Source organism: Pseudonocardia sp. (assembly GCF_035305885.1).
Taxonomy (GTDB): Bacteria; Actinomycetota; Actinomycetes; order Mycobacteriales; family Pseudonocardiaceae; genus Pseudonocardia.
On the sequence record NZ_DATGOP010000069.1, the window covers coordinates 35,979 to 57,268 of the forward strand.

21 protein-coding genes are annotated in these 21,290 nt (G+C 73.2%); 10 read left to right on the forward strand and 11 right to left on the reverse strand.

The window, feature by feature from the left end; translation table 11 throughout:
- Positions 1-78: 78 nt before the first annotated feature.
- The 4 genes from VKZ81_RS14815 to VKZ81_RS14830 are packed head-to-tail and all read left to right on the forward strand — an operon-like array spanning position 79 to position 4,637.
- Positions 79-1,227, forward strand: a complete 1,149-nt coding sequence (locus tag VKZ81_RS14815) for a CapA family protein (RefSeq protein ID WP_324242128.1) — start codon at positions 79-81, stop codon at positions 1,225-1,227.
- A complete protein-coding gene (locus VKZ81_RS14820; protein WP_324242129.1) occupies positions 1,224-2,117 on the forward strand; it encodes a polysaccharide deacetylase family protein in 894 nt (297 codons plus the stop codon). Before VKZ81_RS14815 ends, VKZ81_RS14820 begins: the two co-directional genes overlap by 4 nt.
- Positions 2,114-3,280, forward strand: a complete 1,167-nt coding sequence (locus VKZ81_RS14825; protein WP_324242130.1) for a M20 family metallopeptidase — start codon at positions 2,114-2,116, stop codon at positions 3,278-3,280. Before VKZ81_RS14820 ends, VKZ81_RS14825 begins: the two co-directional genes overlap by 4 nt.
- 40 nt (positions 3,281-3,320) lie before the next feature.
- Entirely contained in the window at positions 3,321-4,637 is a 1,317-nt protein-coding gene (locus tag VKZ81_RS14830; protein WP_324242131.1) for an MFS transporter, read from the forward strand.
- Between the two features lie 398 nt (positions 4,638-5,035).
- Here the strand turns inward: VKZ81_RS14830 and VKZ81_RS14835 are convergent, their stop codons facing one another.
- Positions 5,036-5,761, reverse strand: a complete 726-nt coding sequence (locus tag VKZ81_RS14835) for an SDR family oxidoreductase (protein WP_324242132.1) — start codon at positions 5,759-5,761, stop codon at positions 5,036-5,038.
- A 121-nt stretch (positions 5,762-5,882) separates the two neighbouring features.
- On the opposite strand from VKZ81_RS14835, the gene VKZ81_RS14840 reads away from it, so the two are divergent.
- A complete protein-coding gene (locus VKZ81_RS14840) occupies positions 5,883-6,446 on the forward strand; it encodes a TetR/AcrR family transcriptional regulator (protein WP_324242133.1) in 564 nt (187 codons plus the stop codon).
- Positions 6,447-6,672: 226 nt separating this feature from the next.
- Positions 6,673-7,554, forward strand: coding sequence for a LysR family transcriptional regulator (locus VKZ81_RS14845; protein WP_324242134.1), 882 nt, complete (start codon positions 6,673-6,675; stop codon positions 7,552-7,554).
- A gap of 15 nt (positions 7,555-7,569) precedes the next feature.
- Here VKZ81_RS14845 and solA read toward each other — a convergent pair whose 3' ends face one another.
- From solA to VKZ81_RS14860, 3 genes are all read right to left on the reverse strand, one after another.
- A complete protein-coding gene (gene solA, locus VKZ81_RS14850) occupies positions 7,570-8,712 on the reverse strand; it encodes an N-methyl-L-tryptophan oxidase (RefSeq protein WP_324242135.1) in 1,143 nt (380 codons plus the stop codon).
- Entirely contained in the window at positions 8,709-10,088 is a 1,380-nt protein-coding gene (locus tag VKZ81_RS14855) for a sodium/glutamate symporter (RefSeq protein WP_324242136.1), read from the reverse strand. Before VKZ81_RS14855 ends, solA begins: the two co-directional genes overlap by 4 nt.
- Positions 10,089-10,237: 149 nt before the next feature.
- Entirely contained in the window at positions 10,238-11,470 is a 1,233-nt protein-coding gene (locus VKZ81_RS14860; RefSeq protein WP_324242137.1) for an acetamidase/formamidase family protein, read from the reverse strand.
- A 254-nt stretch (positions 11,471-11,724) separates the two neighbouring features.
- Here VKZ81_RS14860 and VKZ81_RS14865 point away from each other — a divergent pair, with 254 nt between their 5' ends.
- Entirely contained in the window at positions 11,725-12,153 is a 429-nt protein-coding gene (locus VKZ81_RS14865) for a GvpU-like protein (RefSeq protein WP_324242138.1), read from the forward strand.
- A 184-nt stretch (positions 12,154-12,337) separates the two neighbouring features.
- Here the strand turns inward: VKZ81_RS14865 and VKZ81_RS14870 are convergent, their stop codons facing one another.
- The 6 genes from VKZ81_RS14870 to VKZ81_RS14895 form a co-directional block, all read right to left on the reverse strand.
- Positions 12,338-13,132: an enoyl-CoA hydratase-related protein gene (locus tag VKZ81_RS14870; protein ID WP_324242139.1), complete on the reverse strand. Its 795-nt coding sequence runs from the start codon at positions 13,130-13,132 to the stop codon at positions 12,338-12,340.
- Between the two features lie 2 nt (positions 13,133-13,134).
- Positions 13,135-14,322, reverse strand: a complete 1,188-nt coding sequence (locus VKZ81_RS14875; protein WP_324242140.1) for a CaiB/BaiF CoA transferase family protein — start codon at positions 14,320-14,322, stop codon at positions 13,135-13,137.
- On the reverse strand, positions 14,319-15,653 hold the full coding sequence (locus VKZ81_RS14880; RefSeq protein WP_324242141.1) for an MFS transporter: 1,335 nt from the start codon (positions 15,651-15,653) through the stop codon (positions 14,319-14,321). The genes VKZ81_RS14875 and VKZ81_RS14880 overlap by 4 nt, the downstream gene beginning before the upstream one ends.
- 130 nt (positions 15,654-15,783) lie before the next feature.
- Positions 15,784-16,839 carry a LysR family transcriptional regulator gene (locus VKZ81_RS14885; RefSeq protein ID WP_324242142.1) on the reverse strand — a complete coding sequence of 352 codons (1,056 nt, stop codon included), beginning with the start codon at positions 16,837-16,839 and terminating at the stop codon, positions 15,784-15,786.
- A gap of 32 nt (positions 16,840-16,871) precedes the next feature.
- On the reverse strand, positions 16,872-17,339 hold the full coding sequence (locus tag VKZ81_RS14890; RefSeq protein WP_324242143.1) for a DUF3237 domain-containing protein: 468 nt from the start codon (positions 17,337-17,339) through the stop codon (positions 16,872-16,874).
- A 32-nt stretch (positions 17,340-17,371) separates the two neighbouring features.
- Complete coding sequence (locus VKZ81_RS14895) at positions 17,372-18,181, reverse strand: SAM-dependent methyltransferase (RefSeq protein WP_324242144.1); 810 nt, start codon at positions 18,179-18,181, stop codon at positions 17,372-17,374.
- Between the two features lie 109 nt (positions 18,182-18,290).
- Between VKZ81_RS14895 and VKZ81_RS14900 the strand changes: the two genes are divergently transcribed.
- Positions 18,291-18,896: a dihydrofolate reductase family protein gene (locus VKZ81_RS14900; protein WP_324242145.1), complete on the forward strand. Its 606-nt coding sequence runs from the start codon at positions 18,291-18,293 to the stop codon at positions 18,894-18,896.
- 24 nt (positions 18,897-18,920) lie between these two features.
- Here VKZ81_RS14900 and VKZ81_RS14905 read toward each other — a convergent pair whose 3' ends face one another.
- Positions 18,921-19,520 carry a TetR/AcrR family transcriptional regulator gene (locus VKZ81_RS14905; protein WP_324242146.1) on the reverse strand — a complete coding sequence of 200 codons (600 nt, stop codon included), beginning with the start codon at positions 19,518-19,520 and terminating at the stop codon, positions 18,921-18,923.
- Positions 19,521-19,610: 90 nt separating this feature from the next.
- Here VKZ81_RS14905 and VKZ81_RS14910 point away from each other — a divergent pair, with 90 nt between their 5' ends.
- Both VKZ81_RS14910 and VKZ81_RS14915 read left to right on the forward strand, forming a co-directional pair.
- Positions 19,611-20,198, forward strand: a complete 588-nt coding sequence (locus tag VKZ81_RS14910) for a hypothetical protein (protein ID WP_324242147.1) — start codon at positions 19,611-19,613, stop codon at positions 20,196-20,198.
- Between the two features lie 95 nt (positions 20,199-20,293).
- Positions 20,294-21,290: RNA polymerase subunit sigma-70 (locus tag VKZ81_RS14915; RefSeq protein ID WP_324242148.1), on the forward strand; the 997-nt coding region annotated here is incomplete at its 3' end.

Here is a 21,290-nt window from a genome sequence, read left to right on the forward strand (position 1 = left end):
CCGGCACGCAGCCTTTACTCGGTCGACTTGTCGGACTGCATTGCGGCACGGCGTATCGAGAGACGAGACAGGAGCCTCATGGACCTGAAGATCGTGGGGGACGTTGTCGTCTCCGGGTGGCCGCGACGCCCCCTCGCGGAGTCCGCGGGCACCGGCGCTCCGGCGTTCGGGCTGCTCGCGGGCGGCGACCTGACGATCGGCAACCTGGAGGTGCCGCTCACCGGCTCCGGGCGGCGTGCGGAGAAGCTCGTCACGATGCGCGCGCCGACGGCGGGCGGCGCGGAGCTCGCGGCCCTCGGCTTCGACGTGGTGTCGCTGGCCACGAACCACGCGATGGACTTCGGCGCGGAGGGCGCGCGTGACACGGTACGGGCCCTGGACGCCGCGGGCGTCCACCACGCCGGGTTCGGCGAGACCCTCGCGGAGGCGACCCGTCCCCACGTGCTGTCCGCCGGCGGGAGGACCGTGGCGTTCTTCAGCTTCTGCTCGGCGCTCCCGCTCGGTGCGAACGCGACGGCGGACCGGGCGGGGATCGCGCCGATCCGGGTGCGCCAGACCTTCGAGTTCGACAGCACCTTCCTGGACGAGACCCCGGGGACCCCGCCGTTCGTGCACACGCGCGCCCACGAGCCCGACGTGCGCGCGGCGGAATCCGGGATCCGGGAGGCCGAGCAGCACAACGACTTCGTCGTGGTGGCGCTGCACTGGGGCGTGCCGTTCTGCTACCTGCCTGCGACGCAGGGGCCGTTGGCGCAGTACCAGCGGCCGTTGGCGCACCGCCTGGTCGACGCCGGGGCGGACCTCGTCGTCGGGCACCACCCGCACTGCCTGCACCCGGCCGAGTTCCACGGGCGGGGGCTGATCCTCTACTCCACCGGGAACTTCGTCTTCGACTGGTGCGACGGCTGGAGCCGGAGATCCATGGTCGTGCGGGAGGAGGCGCGCCCGGCCCCGCCCTACCAGGCGGCCCTGTTGCAGGGCCCCTGGTACGAGAGCGCCGTGTTCCACGTGCGGCTGGGTGGGCCGGACGGGCCCGTCCTCCGGGTCGAGCCGATCGAGCTCGATGCCGACGGCCAGCCGATCCTGCCGCGGCCCGAGGTGGCGGCGTCGATCCTCGCCCGGTTCGCCGAGGCGTCGAGACGGCTGGACCCGGCGGTCGTCGTCGACGACGACGGGAACGTCCGCCGACGCTCCGGGAGCCGCGACGTCGCCGTGGAGGACGTGTGAGCGAGCTCCAGCCGTGGCAGTGGGACGAATCGACCTGGCGCGGCCACGTCGAGCGCGTGCGCGCCGGGCGTCCGCTGCGCCCGCGGTCCTGGCCCGGTGGCGCGCAGGTCGCCGTGGCGCTGTCGTTCGACTCCGACCACGAGACGCCCGCGTTGCGGGACGGCGAGGTGCTGCCGGGGAAGCTCTCGCAGGGCGAGTACGGCGCACGCGTCGGCGTGCCGAGGATCCTCCGGCTGCTCGAGCGCTTCGCGGCGCCCTCCACGTTCTTCGTGCCGGCCGTCTCCGCGCTGCTGCACGACGGCGAGCTGAAGTCCTATGTGGATGCCGGGCACGAGGTCGCCCTGCACGGCTGGATCCACGAACGCAACGCCCTGCTCCCGCCGGAGGCCGAGCGCGAGCTGACCCTGCGGGCGGCCGACACGTTGGAGCGCCTCAGCGGGGCGCGTCCGGTCGGCATCCGCACCCCGTCCTGGGACTTCTCCGCTCACTCGTTGCGGATCATCCGTGAGCTGGGCCTGGCCTACGACTCGTCGCTGATGGCCGACGACGACTGCTACGAGATCGTCGCCGACGGCGAACCGACCGGCATCGTCGAGCTGCCCGTCGAATGGATCCGCGACGACCTGGCGTACTTCACGATGGACCGTTTCACCACGCTGCGGCCGTACACGCCGCCCCGCGGTGTGCTGTCGATCTGGCGCGACGAGTTCGACGTCGCCTACGCCGAGGGTGGCGTCTTCCAGCTCACCCTGCACCCGCACTGCATCGGGCACCGCTCGCGCATCGTGATCCTCACCCGGCTGCTCGAGCACATCGCTTCGCACGACGGCGTCTGGTTCGCCACGCACGCCCAGATCGCCGAGCACGCACTCACGGGAGGTACGCGATGACAGACGTCGGCGAACGCGTGACCAGCACGTTCGAGCAGAACCTCGCGGCGGTGCTGGAGCTGTCGCACCGGATCAACGCCCACCCCGAGCTGGCGTTCGAGGAGCACGAGACCTCGGCCGCGATCATCGCGGCGCTCGAGGCCGGGCGGTTCGCGGTGGAGAAGGGCGTCGCCGGCCTGCCGACGGCGTTCGTGGCGTCGGCCGGATCCGGTGATCTCGCCATCGGCGTGTGCGCGGAGATGGACGCGCTGCCGGACATCGGCCACGGCTGCGGGCACAACGTGATCGCCGCGTCCGCGGTCGGCGCCGCCCTCGCCCTCGCCCCGTACGCCGACGAGCTCGGGCTCACCGTGCGGGTCTTCGGCACGCCCGCCGAGGAACGGGGGACCGGGAAGGAGATCATGGTCAACGCGGGCGTCTTCGACGACACCCACGCCGCCATGATGGTGCACCCGTCGCTCAAGGACGTCGTGATCCCGACGTTGCGCGCGTCGCGCTCCTGGCAGGTGACCTACACCGGGCGCGGCGGGCACGCTTCGCGCCCCTGGAACGCGCTGAACGCGGGGGACGCGACGGTCCTCGCCCAGACCGCCATCGGGCTGCTCCGACAGCAGCTGCGCGACGGCGTCAGGGTGCACCACCTCGTCCGGGAGGCCGGGGCCGCCGTCAACGTCATCCCGGACCGCGCGATCGTCGACTGCATGATCCGCTGCGACACCATCGCCGAGGTCGACGAGGTGTGGGAGCGGGTGCGCGCGTGCTTCGAGGCCGGCGCCGTCGGCACTGGCACGAGCGTGAAGTACACCCCGTTGCCCTCGATCTACCGCGAGTTCCGGCACGACCCCGACCTGGCCCGGCTCTTCGAGGACAACGCCAAGGCCATCGGCCGCGCGTTCCCCGACTACCCGGACGTCATGTTCGGCTCGACCGACATGGGCAACGTCTCGCTGCGCATCCCCGCCATCCACCCCATGCTGTCGTTCGACCTGCCGCCCGAGGAGGGCAACCACACCGCCGCGTTCGCCACCGCCGCGGCAGGCCCTGACGGCGACCGCTTCGTGCGCGACGCGGGGCTGGCCATGGCGCTCACCATCGCCGACGTCGCCCGGTCCGAGCCGGTCCGCGCCCGACTGATCGGCTCGGCCGCACGACGAGGGTCGTGACCCCGTCGATCTCCCTTTCCCTCGATCACCAAGGAGAGGCGTGTCAGCTCACGAGCACATCGTCGTGGCCGGAAACAGGGCAGCGCCGAGGTTCACGCGCCACCAGCGGAAGTCGATCCTGGCGGGGGCGCTCGGGAACGCGCTCGAGTACCTGGACTGGGGGCTGTACGCCTCGCTGGCTCCGGTGTTCGCGGGCCAGTTCTTCCCCCAGGACGATCCCCTCGCCGCGTTCCTCGCCGCCCTGGCGATCTTCGCGGTGGGGTTTCTGATGCGCCCGGTCGGGGGCGCCGTCCTGGGCACCTACGCCGACCGGTACGGCCGCAAGAAGGCGCTGGTGCTGACCGTCGGCCTGATGTCCGGCGGCGGCCTCGCCATCGCGCTGTGCCCGACGTACGCGCAGATCGGGGTGGTCTCGCCGCTGGTGCTGCTGCTCGCCCGGCTTGTCCAGGCCTTCTCGGCGGGCGGCGAATGGCCGAGCTCCGTGTCCTACATCGTCGAGAGCGCGGCGCCGGGGAGGCGTGCGTTCGCCGGGTCGTTCCAGCAGGTCTCCACCGCGGGCGGCATCCTGCTCGCTTCGCTGTTCGCGTTCGTGGTGACCTCGGTGTTGGACGAACAGCAGTTGCAGGCGTGGGGTTGGCGGGTCGCGTTCGGGGTGGCTGCGGCCATGGGGGTGCTGGTCCTGTGGCTGCGGGCCCGGACGGGCGAGACCGAGCACTTCGAGAGCGCGGAGTCGTCCGGTGGCTCGCACCGGCCGGTGCGAGCCCTGTTCGCCCACCACAAGCTGGGCCTGCTCAGGGTCGTCGGGATCACCGTCCCTGGAACGATCATCTACTACCTGTGGATCACGAGCATGCCCGGCTACATGAGCGCCACAACCGGCCTCGAGCTGGACAGCGCTCTGCTCGCGAACTCCATCGCGGTTGTGGTGTTCATGCTGCTGCTGCCCATCGGCGGCCTGGCGTCCGACCGCTTCGGCAGGCGGCCGACCTTCATGTTCTTCCTCGTCGGTTTCGCCCTGTTCGCGTGGCCGGCCTACCGGGTGCTCGACGGCGGCGGCTTCTGGACGCTCCTGGTGGTCGAGCTCATCGGGGTGATCCTGCTCGTGGGCAACTGCGCGAACGTCGCGGCCATCTACGCCGAGCTGTTCCCGACCTCGGTGCGCACCACGGGCACCGGGCTTCCCTACGCGGCCACCGTCGCCCTCTTCGGCGGCACGGCGCCGTACCTGACCACGTGGCTGGCCGGCACCGGCCACCAGGACAAGATCTGGGTCTACCTCGTGGGGTCGGTGGCGGTCGGCATGATCACGATCCTCTCGATGCCCGATGGTGCGAGGAAGCGAGAGCTCGACCGGTGACGAGACCCGGCGCGTCAGGCCGCGAGCGCCGCCGCTGACGAGCAGGATCTGCCTGCTGACGATCCGGTCGAACTCGGGCGACGGCCGTCGCGAACAGCCGGGCGGTCGAGCCCATCGCGGTCAGCGGTTCCGACCTGGCCTCCGCCGCTGCCGAGGAGGGGTGCGGCTCGCTGCTGCCGAGCTCGGGAAGGGCAGGCCCGCCACGCACGCGCCGTCCGGGCAGCCCCGCTCTCCCCTGCAACGGGCCCGCACCGGGCTCCTCTTCGGCCAGTGCCTGCGCCGGCAGCGCCGTCGCCAGGAGGCCTGCCCCACCTGCGATTGGCGCCCGGCTCCGGGGTTTCCCTCGCGGGTCCGGCGACGAGCAGGTCGGATCCTGATCGGTTCAGGTCGATCAGGTGTCAGGCGGCGAGCCCGTAGCCGCCGGCGACGACGACGTCCTGGCCGGTGACGTACCTGGCGGCGTCCGAGCCGAGGAAGGCGACGACCTCCGCCACCTCCTGGCTGGAGGCGAACCGGCCGAACGGGATGTTCGCGCGCATGGCGTCCCGGCCGCTCTGGGGAACCCCCAACTTGTCGAGCAGCGGGGTCTCGGTCGCCCCCGGGCTCACGGTGTTCACGCGGATCCTGCGCGGAGCCAGCTCGAGCGCGAGGGAGGGCAGCATCGCCAGCAGGGCGCCGCGCGTCGCGGTCGCCACCGTGGCGCCGACGGTGCCGCGGCGGGCCCCGATGCCCACCGTGAGGACGATCGACCCGCCGTCGTTCATGATCGGGAGGGCCTTCTGGAGGGTGAAGTACTGGCCCTTGAAGTTGACGGCGACCTGCTCGTCGAACGACTCCTCCGTCACGTCGGCCACCGGGGCGGGGCGGAGGATCCCGGCGTTGAGGAACAGCAGGTCGAGGGTCCCGAAGCGTTCGGACACCGTCGCCACGAGGGCGTCGGTGTCGGCCAGGTCGCGCGCGTCGGATCGGACGACGAGCACGTCGTCGGGGAGCTCGAGCTGCGCTCGCGCGAGGGAGTCGGGGTTCTGCCCGGTGACCGCGACCCGGTAGCCGCGGGCGTGCAGGAGCTCGGCGGTCGCTCTGCCGATCCCGGTGGTACCGCCGGTGATGAGCGCTGTAGGCATGTCCAGCCTTCCGTCGTGGGAGCAGGGGGCGGGCGCCCCCTGCAAGCGGGGAGATCCCCGCTTGTGTGACTGTACACTGAACCGGAGAGCTCCCCGCTTCATTCCTCGATCGCGGAAGGCCATGACACCTCCACGGACCACACAGCGCGCCGACGCCCGACGCAACCGCGAACGCCTGATCGCCACGGCCGCCGAGGCGTTCGCCTCCGGGCAGCCGATCTCGCTGGACGCGATCGCGAAACGCGCCGGCGTGGGGAGCGGCACCCTCTACCGGCACTTCCCCACCCGGGAGGACCTGGTCGAAGAGGTCTACCGCGACCAGCTCCGCCCCCTGCGCGAGGACGCGCAAGCCCTCCTCGCCACCCAGCGGCCCGCCGAGGCCCTGCACGCCTGGACGCGCCGCTTCGCCGAATGGGCGGGCGAACGGCGCGGCATCTGCGAGGCGCTGGTCGCCATGAGCGCATCCGGGCGCTTCGGCAGGGGCCCGGTCTGCGACGAGGTCCAGCGCATCCTGGAGACGATCCTCGAGGCCGGCGCCCAGGCCGGGGAGCTGCGCAGCGACGTCGACCCGGTCGACGTCGGCGGCATCCTCGCCGGCGTGCTCTCCGTGGCCGGCGCGCCCGAACAGCGTGCCCAGCTCGACCGCATGCTCACCGTCGTCGTCGACGGGCTGCGGCAGCGCTAGCCGCGATGTCCGGGAGGTGGTACCGCCCGGCAGTGGTGAGCCGGCCTTCCCGAGCCGTCGGGTGGGAGGCGATCGTCACCGGAACAATCGATCGCCGGGGGAGCTCGGAGGGTGCGGCGCCGTCTCGTGGCCCGCCGCCCGACGTGAGGCCCACGACGAGCAACCGCGGTGCCTGCGGTGAGAGCCGACGGCCGCCGGTGCCAGGGATGTGAGGGGGACGCAAGCGATGGTCGAGCTCCGCCAGCTCCAGTACTTCCTCGCCGTCGCCGAGCGCCTGAGCATCACCGAGGCGGCCCGCGACCTGCAGATGGCCCAGCCCGCGCTGAGCCAGGCGATCACCAAGATGGAGCGCCAGCTCGGCGCGGTGCTGTTCGACCGGAGCAAGCGCAGGTTGCGCCTCACCGCCGCGGGAGCCACGTTGGTGCCGGAGGCCCGCCAGCTCGTCGGCCGGGCGCGGGTGTTGGAGTCGACGCTCGGTCGCGCCGGGGGAGAGCGCGCTCACCTGCGGATCGGCTGCATCGCCTCCGCCGTGTCGGGGCTGCTCCCCGGCGTGCTGCCGCGGTTCCGCGCTGCGCACCCGCACGTCGTGCCGGTGGTGCAGGAGATGGGGCAGCGGGCGCAGCTGGCGGCGTTGCGCGACGGCGCGATCGACGTCGGGATCTGCCGGATGCTCACCGGCGACGACGGGGTGGAGCTGACCCGCCTCGCCGACGAGCCGCTGCACTGCCTCCTCCCGGCCGGGCACGCGCTCGCCGCCGACGAGGCGGTCCGGCTCGCCGACCTCGCAGACGAGGACGTGGCCTGCTTCCCGCGCGAGCTCGCCCCGGTGGCCCACGACACGATCGTGAGCGCGTGCGTCCGCGCCGGCTTCTCCCCGCGCATCACCCAGGAGGCCGTCAACGACCAGGCCCTGCTGGGCATCGTGGCCTGCGGGCTCGCCGTTGCGCTGGTGCCGCGCTCGACCACCCTGCTGCGCGTCGACGGCGTCGTGTCGCGGCCCCTCACCGATCCGGAGGCCGTCACCCCGCTGTCGGTGGTCGTGAGCGCCACCGCCCCCTCGCCGGTGGGAGCGGCGTTCCGGGACGCGATCGTGGCAGCGGAGGCCTGATCGCGTCGGACCTGCTCACGCCGCGGCGCCGAACCGGGACGGGCTCATCCGCGTGACGTCGAAGTCGGTGCCGCCCTCGAGCGCCAGGTCCGCCGCGATGCTGCCGAACACCGGCGCCATCTTGAACCCGTGCCCGGAGAAACCCGCCAGCACCACCACGGACGGGGCGTCCGGCAGCGGGCCCACGACCGCCGTGCGGTCGGGTGTGTAGCCGTCCATGTAGACGCCGTGCCGGATCGGTTCGGGGTGCAGGCCCGGCAGGAAGCGGCGCACCGCGTCGGAGATGGGGCGCAGCGCGGAGCCGGGCAGGTCGCGGGTCAGCTCCCGCGGCCCGGGCAGCGGCGGCCACACGTCGGCGAAACCGCACTTCACGGACATGCCGTCGAGCACGGGGCAGCCGAAGAGGTGCACGCCGTCGGTGTCGCGGATGAAGGCCGGGAACGCGCCGGGCGCGTAGGCGGGAAGATCCTGGGGGGCGAACCAGGTGAGCACGATCGGCTTCACGGTGACCGCGACGTCCGGCACCAGCTCGCCGGTCCACGGTCCCGCGGTGACGACGACCCGGCGCACCCGGTAGCGCGCCTCGTCGGTGACGACCGTGACCCCGGCGCCGCCGGGTTCGATCGCCCGCACCGGGGTGTGCTCGTGCAGCCGGGCGCCCATTGCGCGGGCCTGCTGGGCCGCCGCGAGCACCGCCAGCTCCGGCCGGAGCATCCCGCCCGCGACGTCGAGGATGCCGATCTCGCCCTCGTGGAGGCGGTGCTGCGGGTAGCGGGTCGCGAGCTCGTCGTGGGCGAGGACCTCGTGCTCGAGGTCGTGGTCGGTGACCGAGCGGCGCACGTTGACCATCGGCGGCAGGTCGGGCAGCCCGATCGACAGGCAGCCGGTCGGGAGGAACAGGTCCCGCCCGGACACCGCCGCGAGCTCCAGCCACAGCTCGCGCGCCCGGCGCAGCAGCGGCACGTACTCCGGGCCCTCGTGGTAGGCCATGCGGAACAGGCGCGACTCCCCGCCGGCCGCGCCGCGGTCGTGGGCGATGCCGAACTGCTCGAAACCGAGCACCCGGGCGCCCGCGCGCGCGAGCCGCCAGGCGCTCATCGCCCCCATCGCGCCGAGCCCGATGACCGCGACGTCGGCGTCGAGGCGTTCGATGGTCATGCGGTCCTCCCCGGGTTGTCCGTGGCGGCGGCCGTGGTGGCCCGCAGGGCGCCGCGGCGGGCCCACCCGAGCACGAACGGCAGGACGAGGGCGACGACCCCCAGCGCCGTCCAGCCCGCCGCGATCGCCCACGCGGCGCCGACGAGCACGATCACCGGGGTCAGGGCGACGCTCGCGGTCTCCACGGGCGCGACCGGCAGGTATGCGATCCCGAACTCCTCGAGGGTGCGGCTGTCCAGGTCGGGGTCGACCATGCGCAGGAGCGCGATGGAGGTGGGGATCGAGCCGGTGGCCCACCCCCAGGTGAAGATCGCCTTCTCGAACCAGGCGTCGTGCATCAGGGCGGGCGCGACCCACCGGAACATCACCAGGCAGAAGGCCAGCCCGAAGACGAACAGCAGCACCAGCGGGACCCAGTTGGCGACGACGAAGCTGGGCACGATCGAGGCGATCCCGCAGACGATGAGGATGTCCGTGGCCACACCCGAGATGCCGCGCATCGTGCGTGGGCACGCGTAGGCCCAGGCGGGGGTGCGCCGGAGCGCGGTCTTGACCAGCAACCCCACGATGAACGCCAGCGCGAACACCGGCGGCGAGAACTGCGGGTACAGCGCCGTGGACAGCTCGGCCACCCCGTACGCCGCGGCGGACACGGCCGCGACCAGGCACACCTGCAGACCGAGCGGCTCTATCGAGGACGCCGAGGTCGTGGCCGTGCCGATCGACGCCCGCTCGTCGGGATCGCGCACGAGCCCGGTGCGCAGCGAGTCCGGCAGGTCGGTGAAGTTCCCGAGCCGTTGCGCGTGGCCGCGCCGAGCGCCCCAGTTCGCCCAGACGATCCCGCCGACCACCCCGACGAGCAGCCCGACGGTGGCCGAGGTGAACGCCAGCGAGCCGGCCTCGGCCCAGCCGGCGTCGGAGAACACGCTCCCGATCGCCGCCGCCGAGCCGAACCCCCCGGCCCATCCCGCGAACAGCAGCAGCCCGAACCCCGCGGGCGTGCCGAACGCGGGGGTGAGCACGAGCAGGGCCAGCAGCATGCCCAGCCCGACCTGGAGCGCGTACGCACCCATCGAGTACAGGGAGAACGCGCCCGTCGACGGCCCGAACCCGCGCACGCCCATGTCGTCGGAGAGCGCCAGGCAGGCGAAGATCACCGCGATCAGCACGGACGCGTAGGTGCCGAGCTGGTCGGAGAACGGCAGCACGCCGAGCACCTTCGGGCCGAGCAGGAGGCCGAGGAAGCCCGCGATCACGCTCGCCGGCAGCATCAGCCGCTGGGCGAGCCCCACCCACCTGCGCACCAGCGTGCCCACCAGCAGCAGGCCACCGATCAGGCCTGCGTCCGTGAGCAGGGACCACGGGCTGTACGCCATCCGTACGCCTCCCGACCTCGAGTCGACCCTTCGTATCAAGGTCGTCGGCCGGAGGAGAAGGCCGAGGGCATACGAGGTGGGTGCTGACGTCCTACGCGGAATCGATGCATCGGGAAGGCGCCGCGCCGCCCGGTGTCAGGTGGCCACGCTCATGCGCGGAAGTGCGACTTCGTGATCACGCCGTGCACGCCGACCGTGCGGTCCACCACCTGCGAGATCGTGAAGTCGGCCGCGGCGGAGAGGTAGGCGTAGGCGGTGGCGCGGTCCATGCCCTGGTCCTGCTCGAGGAAGTCCAGGGCGTTCACCACGGCGCGCCGCATCGCCACGTCCAGGTCGCTCACCTGCCCGCCCGCGGAGCCGTCCGGGTCGGAGAGGCCGATGGGCACCCACGCGTCGGTGGTCTCCGCGAACGGGTAGCGGTAGGCGACCGACGGCGCCTCGCCGGAGCCGGGCTTGCACACCGTCAGCCGGAACGTGGCCCGCAGCGAGCCCTCCAGCGCGGTGAGCGCCACCTCCCCGTCCCCCATCGCGAGGTGCGGGTCGCCGACGTAGAACAGCGCTCCCTCGCCGTGCACGGGCAGGTAGAGCACCGAGCCCGCGCCGAGCAGCCGGATGTCGATGTTGCCGCCGCCGAGCGTCGGTGGGATCGAGTTCAGCTCGGGCGCGGTCTCGCTCGCGGCCGCGGTGTGCGCGACGCCCATCGTCCCCATGAACGGCCGCAGCGGGAATGCCACCTCGCGGTCGCCGAACGGCATCACCCCCAGCGGCCCGCCGTCTCCGTCCCGCACCGTGGTGAAGATCGATACGTTGCCGTAGGCCTGCGGGTCGCCGCTCGCACGGCCGTCGGTGGCGACCGGCGGCATCACCTCGTCCACCGTGATCCCGGCCGGGGCACCGCCGTCGGACGTGCGGGCCAGCGCTCCCTTCCCGTGCCGGCTGGACACCACGCCGTAGGGCACGCGCGGCACCGCCGAGAGCGTCTCGACCCTGAGCACGTCGCCGGGCTGCGCGCCCTCGACGAACACCGGGCCGGTGATCACGTGGGGGCCGTCGACGTCGAAGTTGCGCGGGGTGCGCGCGTAGTCGCGGGCGATGGTCACGGCGTCGGTGAGCACGTCGTCCTGCGCCACGCCGTGGCCGCCGAAGTACGCGACGGGGTCGCGCCCCTGGTCCTCGAGGATCCCCTCGTGCGACACGGTGTCGATGGTGACGGTCTCGCCGGAGGCGATCGTGAGCGCCGGTTCGGCGCCGATCGCCGGTACGTACCCCCAGCGGACGGTGTCCAGCGTGGACTGCAGGTAGTGATCACCGTCGATCGGCCCGGAGCCGGGCTGCAGCGGGGTGTCGGACGCCGTCCCGCCACCCGCCGGGGACGTCGCCACGGGTGTGGCGCTGCAGGCGGCGAGCAGACCTGCCCCGCCCGCGCCCGTCAGGGCGGTGGCGGCCCGGAGGAAGGCGCGCCTTCCCAGGCCGCGGACGAGGAGTGCGCGGGCAACTGCCGGATCGGGGGAGCTCATGTGTCGGATCGTCAGGCAATCCTGTGTCGTCCGGGTTACCGCCGGCGTCCGACGGGTGACATCTGCTCGCGGCACCAACGGACGAACTCGGGCGACCGCCGCCGCGATATGGTCGCGCCATGGCGGAGGGAATGCGGCCTCCCAGCGTGGACGAGTGGGACGACGGGGGCCGGTTCCCGGTGCTGCGGGCGATGCTGGAGAACTTCGCGCGCGTCGACGACGGCTTCGGGGTGACGCTGTACGTCGACGGCAAGGTGATCACCGGGCACGCGGTGGGCCGATCGGCGTGGCTGCGTGCCCTGGCCGGTCAGACCGAGCACGGCAACGGCGCGATCAGCGCGGCGGTGCGGGTGGCGCTCCGCGACGTCGCCAGCGGCTACGAGGACGAGGCCCCGGTGCACGCGACGCAGATCCAGCACGTGCACCTGGTCAACGTCACCATCCAGGGGCCCGCGGCGACGGACGTGGTCAGGGTGCCGCAGCTGGAGGTCGCGCTGGCTCGCGTGTCCGGGTGGAGCCTGAGCAACACCCCACGGCACCCGGGCTGACCGAACGGCGCCGGAACGGCAGGTCAGCCCGCCGTATCCTGCCGTCGACGATCTCGGCGCCGGTGATGTGGCGGGCGGCGTCCGAGGCAGGGGAGCGGACCTGCCGCGACCTCAGCGGGGGAGCGGGCGACGCCGATCGGCGCAGTCACCTCCGCGACCCCGTCGAGGTCCTGGGGTCCGTGGATCAACGGCCGGTGAAGACGGGTTCGCGCCGCTCGAGGAACGCCCGCGCCGCCTCGCGGGCGTCGTCGGTGTGGAACGTGGCGACCATCCGCTCGCTCTCGACGTCGAGGTAGTCGGCCAGGGGCATCCGGTCGGCGTCGCGCAGGTTCGCCTTCATCGCCCGCAGTGCCCGTGGGGCGCTGGCCGCGAGCCGCGCCGTGAGGGCGGCGAGCTCGGTGGGGAAGGACTCGGCGGGCGTCACCCTGCTGACCAGCCCGGCGGCGCAGGCCTCCCGGGCCGGCAGCCGCTCGGGCAGCAGGAACAGCTCGCGGGCCTTCGCCTGGCCGAGGATGCGGGTCGCGAACCAGATCCCGCCGAGGTCGCCGGACAGCCCCGCGGCGAGGAAGGCGGTGTTGAACACCGCCGTCTCGGGCGCGATCCGCAGGTCGCAGGCCAGCGCGAGGGAGAGCCCCGCGCCGGCGCAGGCCCCGTTGACGGCCGCCACGGTGACCTGCGGCAACCGGTGCAGCCGCTCGGCGATCCGGCCGACCCGACGCAAGCGGGACAGGTCCGCGTCCGCCGAGTCCCCGCGCAGCGTGCGTCGGTGCGGGGGAGCGGCGAGGTCGGCGCCCACCGAGAACGCCGACCCGTGCCCGGTGAGCACGACCACCTGCACGGCGGGGTCGTGCTGAAGCGCCGCCAGCTCGCGGTCCAGGTCGTCGAACAGGTCGACGGCGAGCGCGTTGCGGCGGCCCTCGTTGCGCAGGATCAGCCGGGCGATGCCGTCCCCGTCCTCGCGGTCGACGCCTGCGGGCACCCCTACTCCTCCCCGGTCCCGACGATCCCGCGGTGCACCAGGTCGTCGATCGCGCTGTCGGGGTAGCCGAGCTCGGTCAGGATCTCCCGCGTGTGCTGGCCGACCCGGGGCGCAGGCGTGCGCGCCGGTGTGCCGACGGCGTCGAGCCGGAACGGCTCGCGCACCACCGGGTACGGCCCGGCCGCGTCGGGGACCTCGACGAACGTGCCGGAGGCGCGGACGTCGGGGTGCCGCGTCACCTGCTCGTAGCTCAGGATCGCGGCCGCGACGATGCCGTTGCCGACGAGCACCTCGAGCGCCTTCTCGCTGGTGAGATCGGCGAACGCCGGGGCGAGCTCGGCGAGCAGCTCGGCCCGGTGCGCCACCCGGTCGGGGTTCGTGGCGAACCGCGGGTCGTCCGCCAGCTCGGGTCGGCCGATGAGCGCGCAGAGCCTCGCGAAGTGGGCGGGGGTGTAGGCGGACAGCACGATCGCGCCGTCGGCGGTGGGCACGACGTCCGCCGCGGGCGCGACGGTGGGCTGCCCGTTGCCCTTGCGCTCGGGTTCGCGGCCGGTGAGGAAGTACTCGCCCCACGTCGTGGCCTGCAGGTGGATGGCCACGTCGAGTAGGGAGACCTCGACGTCCCGGCCGCTGCCGAAGCGGAGTCGGCCGATGTAGGCGCCGAGGACCGCCTCGGCCAGCACGTGCCCGGCCGCCGCGTCGACGATCGGCACCCCGACGCGCTGCGGCTCCCGGCCGGCCTCCCCGGTGATCGACATCAGGCCGCTCTCGGCCTGCGCGGCGATGTCGAACCCCGGGCGGTCGCGGGAGGGGCCGCCCCGCCCGAAGCCGCTGACCGACCCGTAGACGACGCCGGGGTTGACCGCGCGCACGTCGGCCGGTCCCAGGCCGAACGACTCCATGACGCCGGTGCGCAGGTTCTGCAGGACGATGTCGGCGCCCCGGACGAGCCGCTGCGCGAGCGCCTGGCCCTCCGGGGTGCGCAGGTCGACGGCGATGGACCTCTTGTCCCCGTTGTAGGTGCGCACCATCGCCTCGCCGTAGATGCCGATCTGCCGGGCCGACTCGCCGCCCACCGGCTCGACCTTGATCACGTCGGCGCCCATGCGGGCGAGCGCGGCCCCGGCCGCCGGCACGGCGATGAACTGGCCGAAGTCGACGACGCGGACCCCGTCGAGCGGCTGCCTCACGCCGGCACCGCCTCGCCGTCGCCGCTGAGCCGTGCGATGTCGCGCTCCGGGTTGATGAGCAGCAGCGACAGCAGGCCGCCGAGGACGATCACCATCGCGCTGATCACGAAGCCCTGACCGTAACCCGCCGCCGCGGCGGTGCCGTCCCCGATCGAGAAGCCCAGGACGAGCGGTGCGAGCACCCCGGCCATGCTGTAGAAGGCGACCAGGCAGCCCAGCACGGCACCGCGGTGCCCCGGACGGACCAGGTCCGCCACGATCGTGAGCGCCACCCCGTACGCGGCCGAGTTGAGCGAGAACGCGCAGCTGACCAGGACCATCTGCACGGCGCCCTGCGGGATCACGGTGAACAGGAACATGCTGATCCCGCCGAGTACGACGAACCCCACCGACAGCCCGCCGCGGGCCCAGCGCCGCGACACCCCGGCGGCGATCATGCGGTTGGACGCGTAACCGGCGGCGACCGCGGCGGCCGCGGCCACCGCGTAGGGCGCCGTCACCAGCCGGCCCGCGGTGACCGCGTCGTAGCCGAGGCCCTGTTCCAGGTAGAGCGGCAGCCAGGACACCCGCAGCGTCGTGGTCCAGTAGCCGACGAACGCCAGCAGGGCCACTCCGATGATCGTCGGGGTGCGCAGCTGGCGGACCAGCAGCCGCCAGTCGGTGCGGGCTCGCGGGGCGGCACCGGCGGCCGCGTCGTCGCGGGGTGCGGTCGGCTCCTCCGGCGAGGGACGGCTCAGCAGGAACCAGGCGACCAGCCAGACCAGCCCGGCGACGATCAGCACGAGGAACGCCGCGTGCCAGTCCCACGTGGCGATCACGACCGTCAGCACCGGCGCCGCGATCAGCGGGCCGACCGAGCTCCCCGCGCTGATCACCCCGGCGGGCAGCGCGCGCTCCTCCGGCGGGAACCACGAGTGCACGACGTGGGTCGCGAGCGCGTACGCGGGGCCTTCGGCGAAGCCGAGCACGACGCGGGAGACCAGCAACAGGCCGAAGCCCACCGGGAACAGCAGCGGCACCATCGTGAGGACCCAGACGGCCATCAGCGCCGGCAGCAGGAACCGGACCGGGACCCGGGTGCTCAGCGCCCCGACCACCAGGGCACCGGCGGCGAACAGCCAGAAGAACGAGCTCTGCACCACGCCGAACTCGGCCGGGGTGATGCCCAGGTCGCGCATGATGGAGCTGCCGGCGAAGCCGAGCGAGGCCTTGTCGGCGAAGTTGAGCAGCATGAACGCGAATGCGAGGGCGGTCGCCGTCCACGCGCCGCGACGCAGCCCCTCCACCGCCGGCTGCGTCGTCGCGGCTCCCGTCGTCTGCGTCTCTGCCATGGCGTTCTCCCGCGGTCCCTGGCCGCCGGAACGCCTGGTGGCACCCCGGTGGGCCGAATCCGGCCTCAGTCAAAGCCCCACCGACGTGCAAGGTCAAAGACCGAAAATCACCTGATCCGATCCATCCCGCCTATCGGTTCGACGTCGGGCCATCGAGGTCCCGGGGCCGGCGGGTGATCCGGGCGACGGGGGAGCGGGCGGAGAACTCCGCGCGCTGCCGCCGCCGGACGGCGAGATCGGTGTCCGCCGCCGCGGCCACCAGCCCGAGGCCCGCGGCCATCCGGCGCTCGACCGCGCGCTCCCACGAACCCACGCGGCCGCGGGTGAAGTCGAGGAACGCCGCCGTCGCCGCCGCCTGCCGGCCCGACCGGTGCACGACGCCGATCTCGCGGCGCAGGGGTGGGTCGAGCTCCCGGACCACGGCGTCGCGCAGGCGCGCGTCGAGCGCCTGCCGCAGCGGCATGATCGCCGCGCCGCCGCCGTTCAGGAGCGTGGGCAGCACGGCGCCCCGCTGGGGCACCTCGACCGAGACCAGCGGTTCGACGTCAGCCGCGCGCAGGGTCGCCTCGATCCACTCGCGGGTGGTGGCGCGCCGCTCGCCCAGCACCAGCGGGACGCCGTCGAGGTCGGCGAGCCGGACCGGATCGGGGAACCCGTCCTCGGTGCCCGGCGGGGCGACGAACACGAAGTGCTGCGTGAGCAGCCGTTCGAGCACGATGCCGGGTCGGGGCGGCTGCGGGAGCACGCCGACGCCGACCTCGCACTCGCCGGACGCGACCAGCTCGGTCACCTGCGCCACGTCGTCGCGCTCCTCGATGCGCGCGCTGACCCCCGGGTTGGCCACCCGGAACTGGGCAACCCAGATCGCGGCCGGGTCCGCGGAGAGGTCGGCGAGCGCCGCCACGTCGATCCGCCCGGCCTCGAGGTCGCGGACCTCGCGCACCGCGTCGTAGGCCTCGCCGAGCGTGCGCAGCATCTGGCGGGCGGGGCCGACCAGCGCCTCACCCGCCGGTGCGAGCACCAGGCCGCGCCCCACGCGGTGGAACAGGTCCGCCTGCAGGTCCTTCTCGAGCCGGCGCAGGGACTGGCTCAGCGACGGCTGCGCGACGCGCAGCGCCGCGGCGGCCCGGTGCACCCCACCGTGCTCGACCACGGCGAGGAAGTACTCGAGCTGACGCAGGTCCACGGGCTGGGAGTCCGGCAGGCGGCCGCGGCTGCTCAGTCGACGACGTAGAGGTGCAGCCGGACCGCCTCGGGGTGCCGCTCCCCGGTGCCGACGAGGATCCGCTCGGCGAGCCACGCCCACCTCGGACCCGCCGAGATCATCCGCGGCGTGCAGCGGAAGTAGATCCGCTCCGCGGGCACGGGCTCCCCGCGGACGAGCGCGGCGATGTCGTCCGGCGATCCGGAGCGCAGACCGAAGTTCGTGACGGAGATCCGCTCGCCGTCACCGGTCTCGATGGCGTACTGCGCGTGCAGCTCGGTGAGGGTGCCGGTCTTCAGCACCTGGAAGTCGGCACCCGCCGGCAGCACGGTGCCGACCAGCTCGGGCCCCGTGACCGTCCCGCCCAGGATCGGGATGATCCGCCGATGGCCGTCGACGGTGGGGCCGACCTCGACCGGTCGGCCGACGGTGACCTCGACGGTCGCGAGGAAGGACAGGGTCGGGATCGGTCGGTCCGCCACGGCGGCGGACCTTAGCAAGATCCGCCGTCAGCTCACACCTTCTTCGCCACGCCGGCCCAGTAGTAGGCGCTCTTCTCATCGATCGCCCCGGTGTCCTGCTCGTCGGGCCGCCACCCGAGCACCGGCACGACCCCCGGGTCGACGAGCTCGAGGCCGGCGAAGAAGCGGGTGACCTCCGCGTGGTCGCGCGCCACGAACGTGATGCCGGACTGCCTGATCACCGCCTGCGCATCGGCCATCGCGTCCGGGGCGAAGTCGGCGGTGGGGTGGCTGATCGCCACGTGGCTGCCCGCCGGCAACGCGTCGACCAGCGTCTCGACCACGGGGTAGGGGTCCTCGCCCTCGGCCGGGTCGAAGTACATGAGCATGGCGACGAGCAGCAGGCCCACCGGCTCGCCGAGGTCGAGCGTCTCGCGCAGTTGCGGGCTGGCGAGGATCGCGTCCGGGTCTGTGAAGTCGCCGAGCAGGAACGACGTGCGCCCTTCCGGCGTGCTCGTCATCAGCGCCCGGGCGTGGGCGAGCACGATCGGGTCGTTGTCGACGTAGACCACGCGAGCGGCGGGGTTGACCGCCTGCGCGACCTGGTGGACGTTCGGGGCGGTGGGGATGCCGGTGCCGATGTCGAGGAACTGGCGGATCCCGGCGTCGCGGGCCAGGTAGCGCACCGCCCGGGTGAGGAACGCCCGGTTCGCCAGGGCCATGGCGCTGATCGTCGGGATCCGTTGCCGGATCTGGTCGCCCAGCGCCCGGTCGGCGGCGTAGTTGTCCTTGCCGCCCAGCCAGTAGTCGTAGGTCCGCGCCCCGTGCGGCACGGTCGTGTCGATCTCCGGAACGTCGTTCACGTCTGGAAGCCCCCCGTCCCAACTCTGCCCGAGAGATTACGCACCGATCCGATGAGTTCGCGGCTCGGCGCCGGTCCAAGGTCGTGACACCGAGGAAAGGACGAAAGACATGGCAGAGCTTCTCGTCGACTTCATCACCTCCCTCGACGGCTACGCGTCGGGGGAGGGCTGGCCCGGGTTCTGGGGCCTCGAGGCCCCGGAGTACCTCGCGTGGCTCGGCGAGCAGCCCGAGGTCACGTACCTGATGGGAGCGAACACCTACCGGACGATGTCGGGCTTCGCCGCCGGCGCGGTTCCGGGCGGCCAGGACGAGTTCCGGCCCGAGGAGCAGGAGTCCGTCGACGAGCTCACGCGAGCGTCGAAGGTGGTGTTCTCCTCCACGCTCGAGGAACCGCTGACGTGGGCCAACTCCACGCTCGTCCGCGGCGACGCCGTCGAGGCCGTTCGCGCCATGAAGCAGGACCGCCCGGCGATCCTCAGCACGATCGGCAGCCTCACCCTGTGCCGGTCCCTGCTGGGGGCGGGGCTCGTCGATCGGTTCCGGGTCGTGATGTTCCCGGTGATCACCGGGGCGACGGGCGCGGAACGCATCTACGACGGCTATCCGGACGTCGCCCTCGAGATGACCGACCACCGGACCTTCGACGGCAGCATCCAGATGGTCGAGTACAAGCCGCGGGTGCTCGAGCACCCGCCGCTCGGCGCCCCCGCGTGACGCCGCCCCGTGCCGATCGAGCGATCACCGCTCGGAGGGCCTGCCGGCGAGGAGCACGTCGGCCACCGCCCTGATCCGTTCGGACCGGTCGCCGTCGAGGGCGTCCGCGCCGAAGAGGTGTTCGGCGTACGCCTCGAACTGCGCCGTGCCGCACAGGATCAGGGCGATCGTGGCGGGTGGCACGCCTCGTGGCAGCTCGCCCGCGTCCTGGCATTCCGCGACGTAGTCGGTGAGCCGCTCGAGGGCCACCTGCGGGCCCGTGCCGCGTTGCCGGTTGGCGTTCCGGTACGCCGCGAACAGCTCCTGGTCGGCGGCGGCCCCGGCGATCATCGGGAGCGACGCCGCGTAGTAGTCGACGCCGCGCTCCACCAGGTCGACGAGCACGGTGCGCATCGGCCGCTGCCCCGGCGGGGTGGCGGCCTCCTGCCACGCGCGCAGCTCGGGTAGCTCCTGCGACAGGAGCTCGATCAACAGGCCGATCTTGCCGCCGAAGTTCTTGGTGATGCTGCCCTCCGCCGCGTCCGCGGCTTCGGCGATCTGGCGCGTGGTGAGCCGGGCCAGGCCGCGCTCGCGGAGCAGGCGAGCGGCCGCGTCGAGGATGCGCCGGCGTGCAGGCGGGGCCACAGCTGCCTCCCGCGGTTGACAAGTGAGGTGCGCGCGCACCACATTAGCAGCGCAAGAATGAGGTGCGCGCACACGTCACTTTGGGGGAGCATGCGCTCGTCACGCATCCACCGGATCGACCGGCCGCCGGCCGTGGTGGGGTACTCGCTGGTGCTGGGCCTCGCCTTCGTGGCCGTCCTGATGGGGTTCACGGCGGTCAGGGCCCGCGACGGTCGCATGCCCGTCACCGATTGGCTGGACCCGCTGATCGCGGGCGTCACCTTGCTCGCGGTGCTCGGCGCCCTGGCCGCCCTCGTCGTCGTCTGGGGCCACCTGCCCACGAGGCTGCGTGCCGCCGCTGCCGCGGTGTTGATCGGCGCCGAGTGGACGTACGTGGCCGGGGAGGTCGTCTCCAACACCATCACGGTCGGCGAACCGCCCGCCGACCTCGGCAGCCTGCTGGAGTTCGCCGCCGGTGGGGCGGTCGTGGTGTGCTCCGTCGTCATCGCGGTCGCGGTGGCGCGCGGGGCCCGGCGGCAGCACCGCGCGGCCTCCATCGCCGTCATCGTCGCCGCCACCGTTCTCGCCTGCGGCACGGCGTGGTGGTTCACCCACCCGATCGACCAGAGCGGGCCGGGAACCCCCGCGTGCGTCCCGGGCAACGCCGTCTACAACACGTTGCACGGAACGGCCTGCTGACCGACTGACGGTGTCGACGGGCCTCGCCGATCAGAAACCCCCCGCCGCGTCGTCGGTACTTCCAGCCCCTCGAACCGGTGGAAGGATCGATGACCATGACCGACGCCAGGCCTCACGGCGCCGACGAGGCCGCGCTCCTGGCGGCGGTCCGCTCGGGCGACGCGACGCGGTTCGCGCTCCTCACGGAGCGCCATCGGCGCGAGCTGCAGGTGCACTGCTACCGGATGCTCGCGAACTACGAGGACGCCCGTGATCTGACGCAGGAGACGTTCCTACGGGCGTGGAACAAGCGGGAGTCGTTCGAGGGCCGTGCGGCGCTGCGGACCTGGCTGTACCGGATCGCGACCAACGCCTGCCTCGACTTCCTGGACAAGCGCGCCGACCGCACCCCCGTCCCGTCCGGGCTGCCGGACGCCGGCTCCGAGGTGCTGCACCTGCAGCCGTTCCCCGATCCGATGCTCCCCGAGGATCCGCAGGAGTCGGCGGTGGCGCGGGAGACGATCGAGCTGGCGTTCATCGTCGCCGTCCAGCACCTGCCGCCGCGGCAGCGGGCGGTGTTCGTGCTGCGTGACGTCCTCGGCTGGCGCGCGACGACGGTCGCGGACGCCCTCGAGCTGACCGTCGCGTCGGTGACCAGCGCGCTGCAGCGGGCGCGCGGGACGATGCGGGAGCGGCTGCCCGACCGCCGGCTCGACTGGCGGAGCCCCGCGACCCACGAGCTGTCGGACGACGAGCGCCGCGTCGTGAGGTCCTACATCGACGCCCACGAGCGGGGGGACCTCGCCGCGCTGACGTCGCTGCTGCGCGCGGACCTGCGCTTCGCGATGCTGCCCGACCCGGGCACCGTGACCACGACGGCGAAGGACGCGGTGGACGGCTGGGTCTCCGGTGGGCTCTTCCGGCGCGGCCGCGACGACTGGCGCGGCATCACCACGGCCGTCAACCGCATGCCCGCCGCCGCGCTCTACCTCCGCGCCCCCGGCGAACCGGAGCACCGGTTGTTCGCCGTCGCGGCCCTGCGCGTCGTGGACGACAAGATCGCCGAGCTCACCGGCTTCGACGCCACCGACAAGCCGTGGTTGGGGCTGCCCC

Excerpts from the sequence above, each read along its gene's own strand:
- VKZ81_RS14815 (WP_324242128.1), top strand. The coding sequence starts at position 79 with ATGGACCTGAAGATCGTGGGGGACGTTGTCGTCTCCGGGTGGCCGCGA.
- VKZ81_RS14825 (WP_324242130.1), top strand. The coding sequence starts at position 2,114 with ATGACAGACGTCGGCGAACGCGTGACCAGCACGTTCGAGCAGAACCTC.
- VKZ81_RS14835 (WP_324242132.1), bottom strand. The coding sequence starts at position 5,761 with ATGCCTACAGCGCTCATCACCGGCGGTACCACCGGGATCGGCAGAGCG.
- VKZ81_RS14840 (WP_324242133.1), top strand. The coding sequence starts at position 5,883 with ATGACACCTCCACGGACCACACAGCGCGCCGACGCCCGACGCAACCGC.
- VKZ81_RS14845 (WP_324242134.1), top strand. The coding sequence starts at position 6,673 with ATGGTCGAGCTCCGCCAGCTCCAGTACTTCCTCGCCGTCGCCGAGCGC.
- solA (WP_324242135.1), bottom strand. The coding sequence starts at position 8,712 with ATGACCATCGAACGCCTCGACGCCGACGTCGCGGTCATCGGGCTCGGC.
- VKZ81_RS14855 (WP_324242136.1), bottom strand. The coding sequence starts at position 10,088 with ATGGCGTACAGCCCGTGGTCCCTGCTCACGGACGCAGGCCTGATCGGT.
- VKZ81_RS14865 (WP_324242138.1), top strand. The coding sequence starts at position 11,725 with ATGGCGGAGGGAATGCGGCCTCCCAGCGTGGACGAGTGGGACGACGGG.
- VKZ81_RS14880 (WP_324242141.1), bottom strand. The coding sequence starts at position 15,653 with ATGGCAGAGACGCAGACGACGGGAGCCGCGACGACGCAGCCGGCGGTG.
- VKZ81_RS14900 (WP_324242145.1), top strand. The coding sequence starts at position 18,291 with ATGGCAGAGCTTCTCGTCGACTTCATCACCTCCCTCGACGGCTACGCG.
- VKZ81_RS14910 (WP_324242147.1), top strand. The coding sequence starts at position 19,611 with ATGCGCTCGTCACGCATCCACCGGATCGACCGGCCGCCGGCCGTGGTG.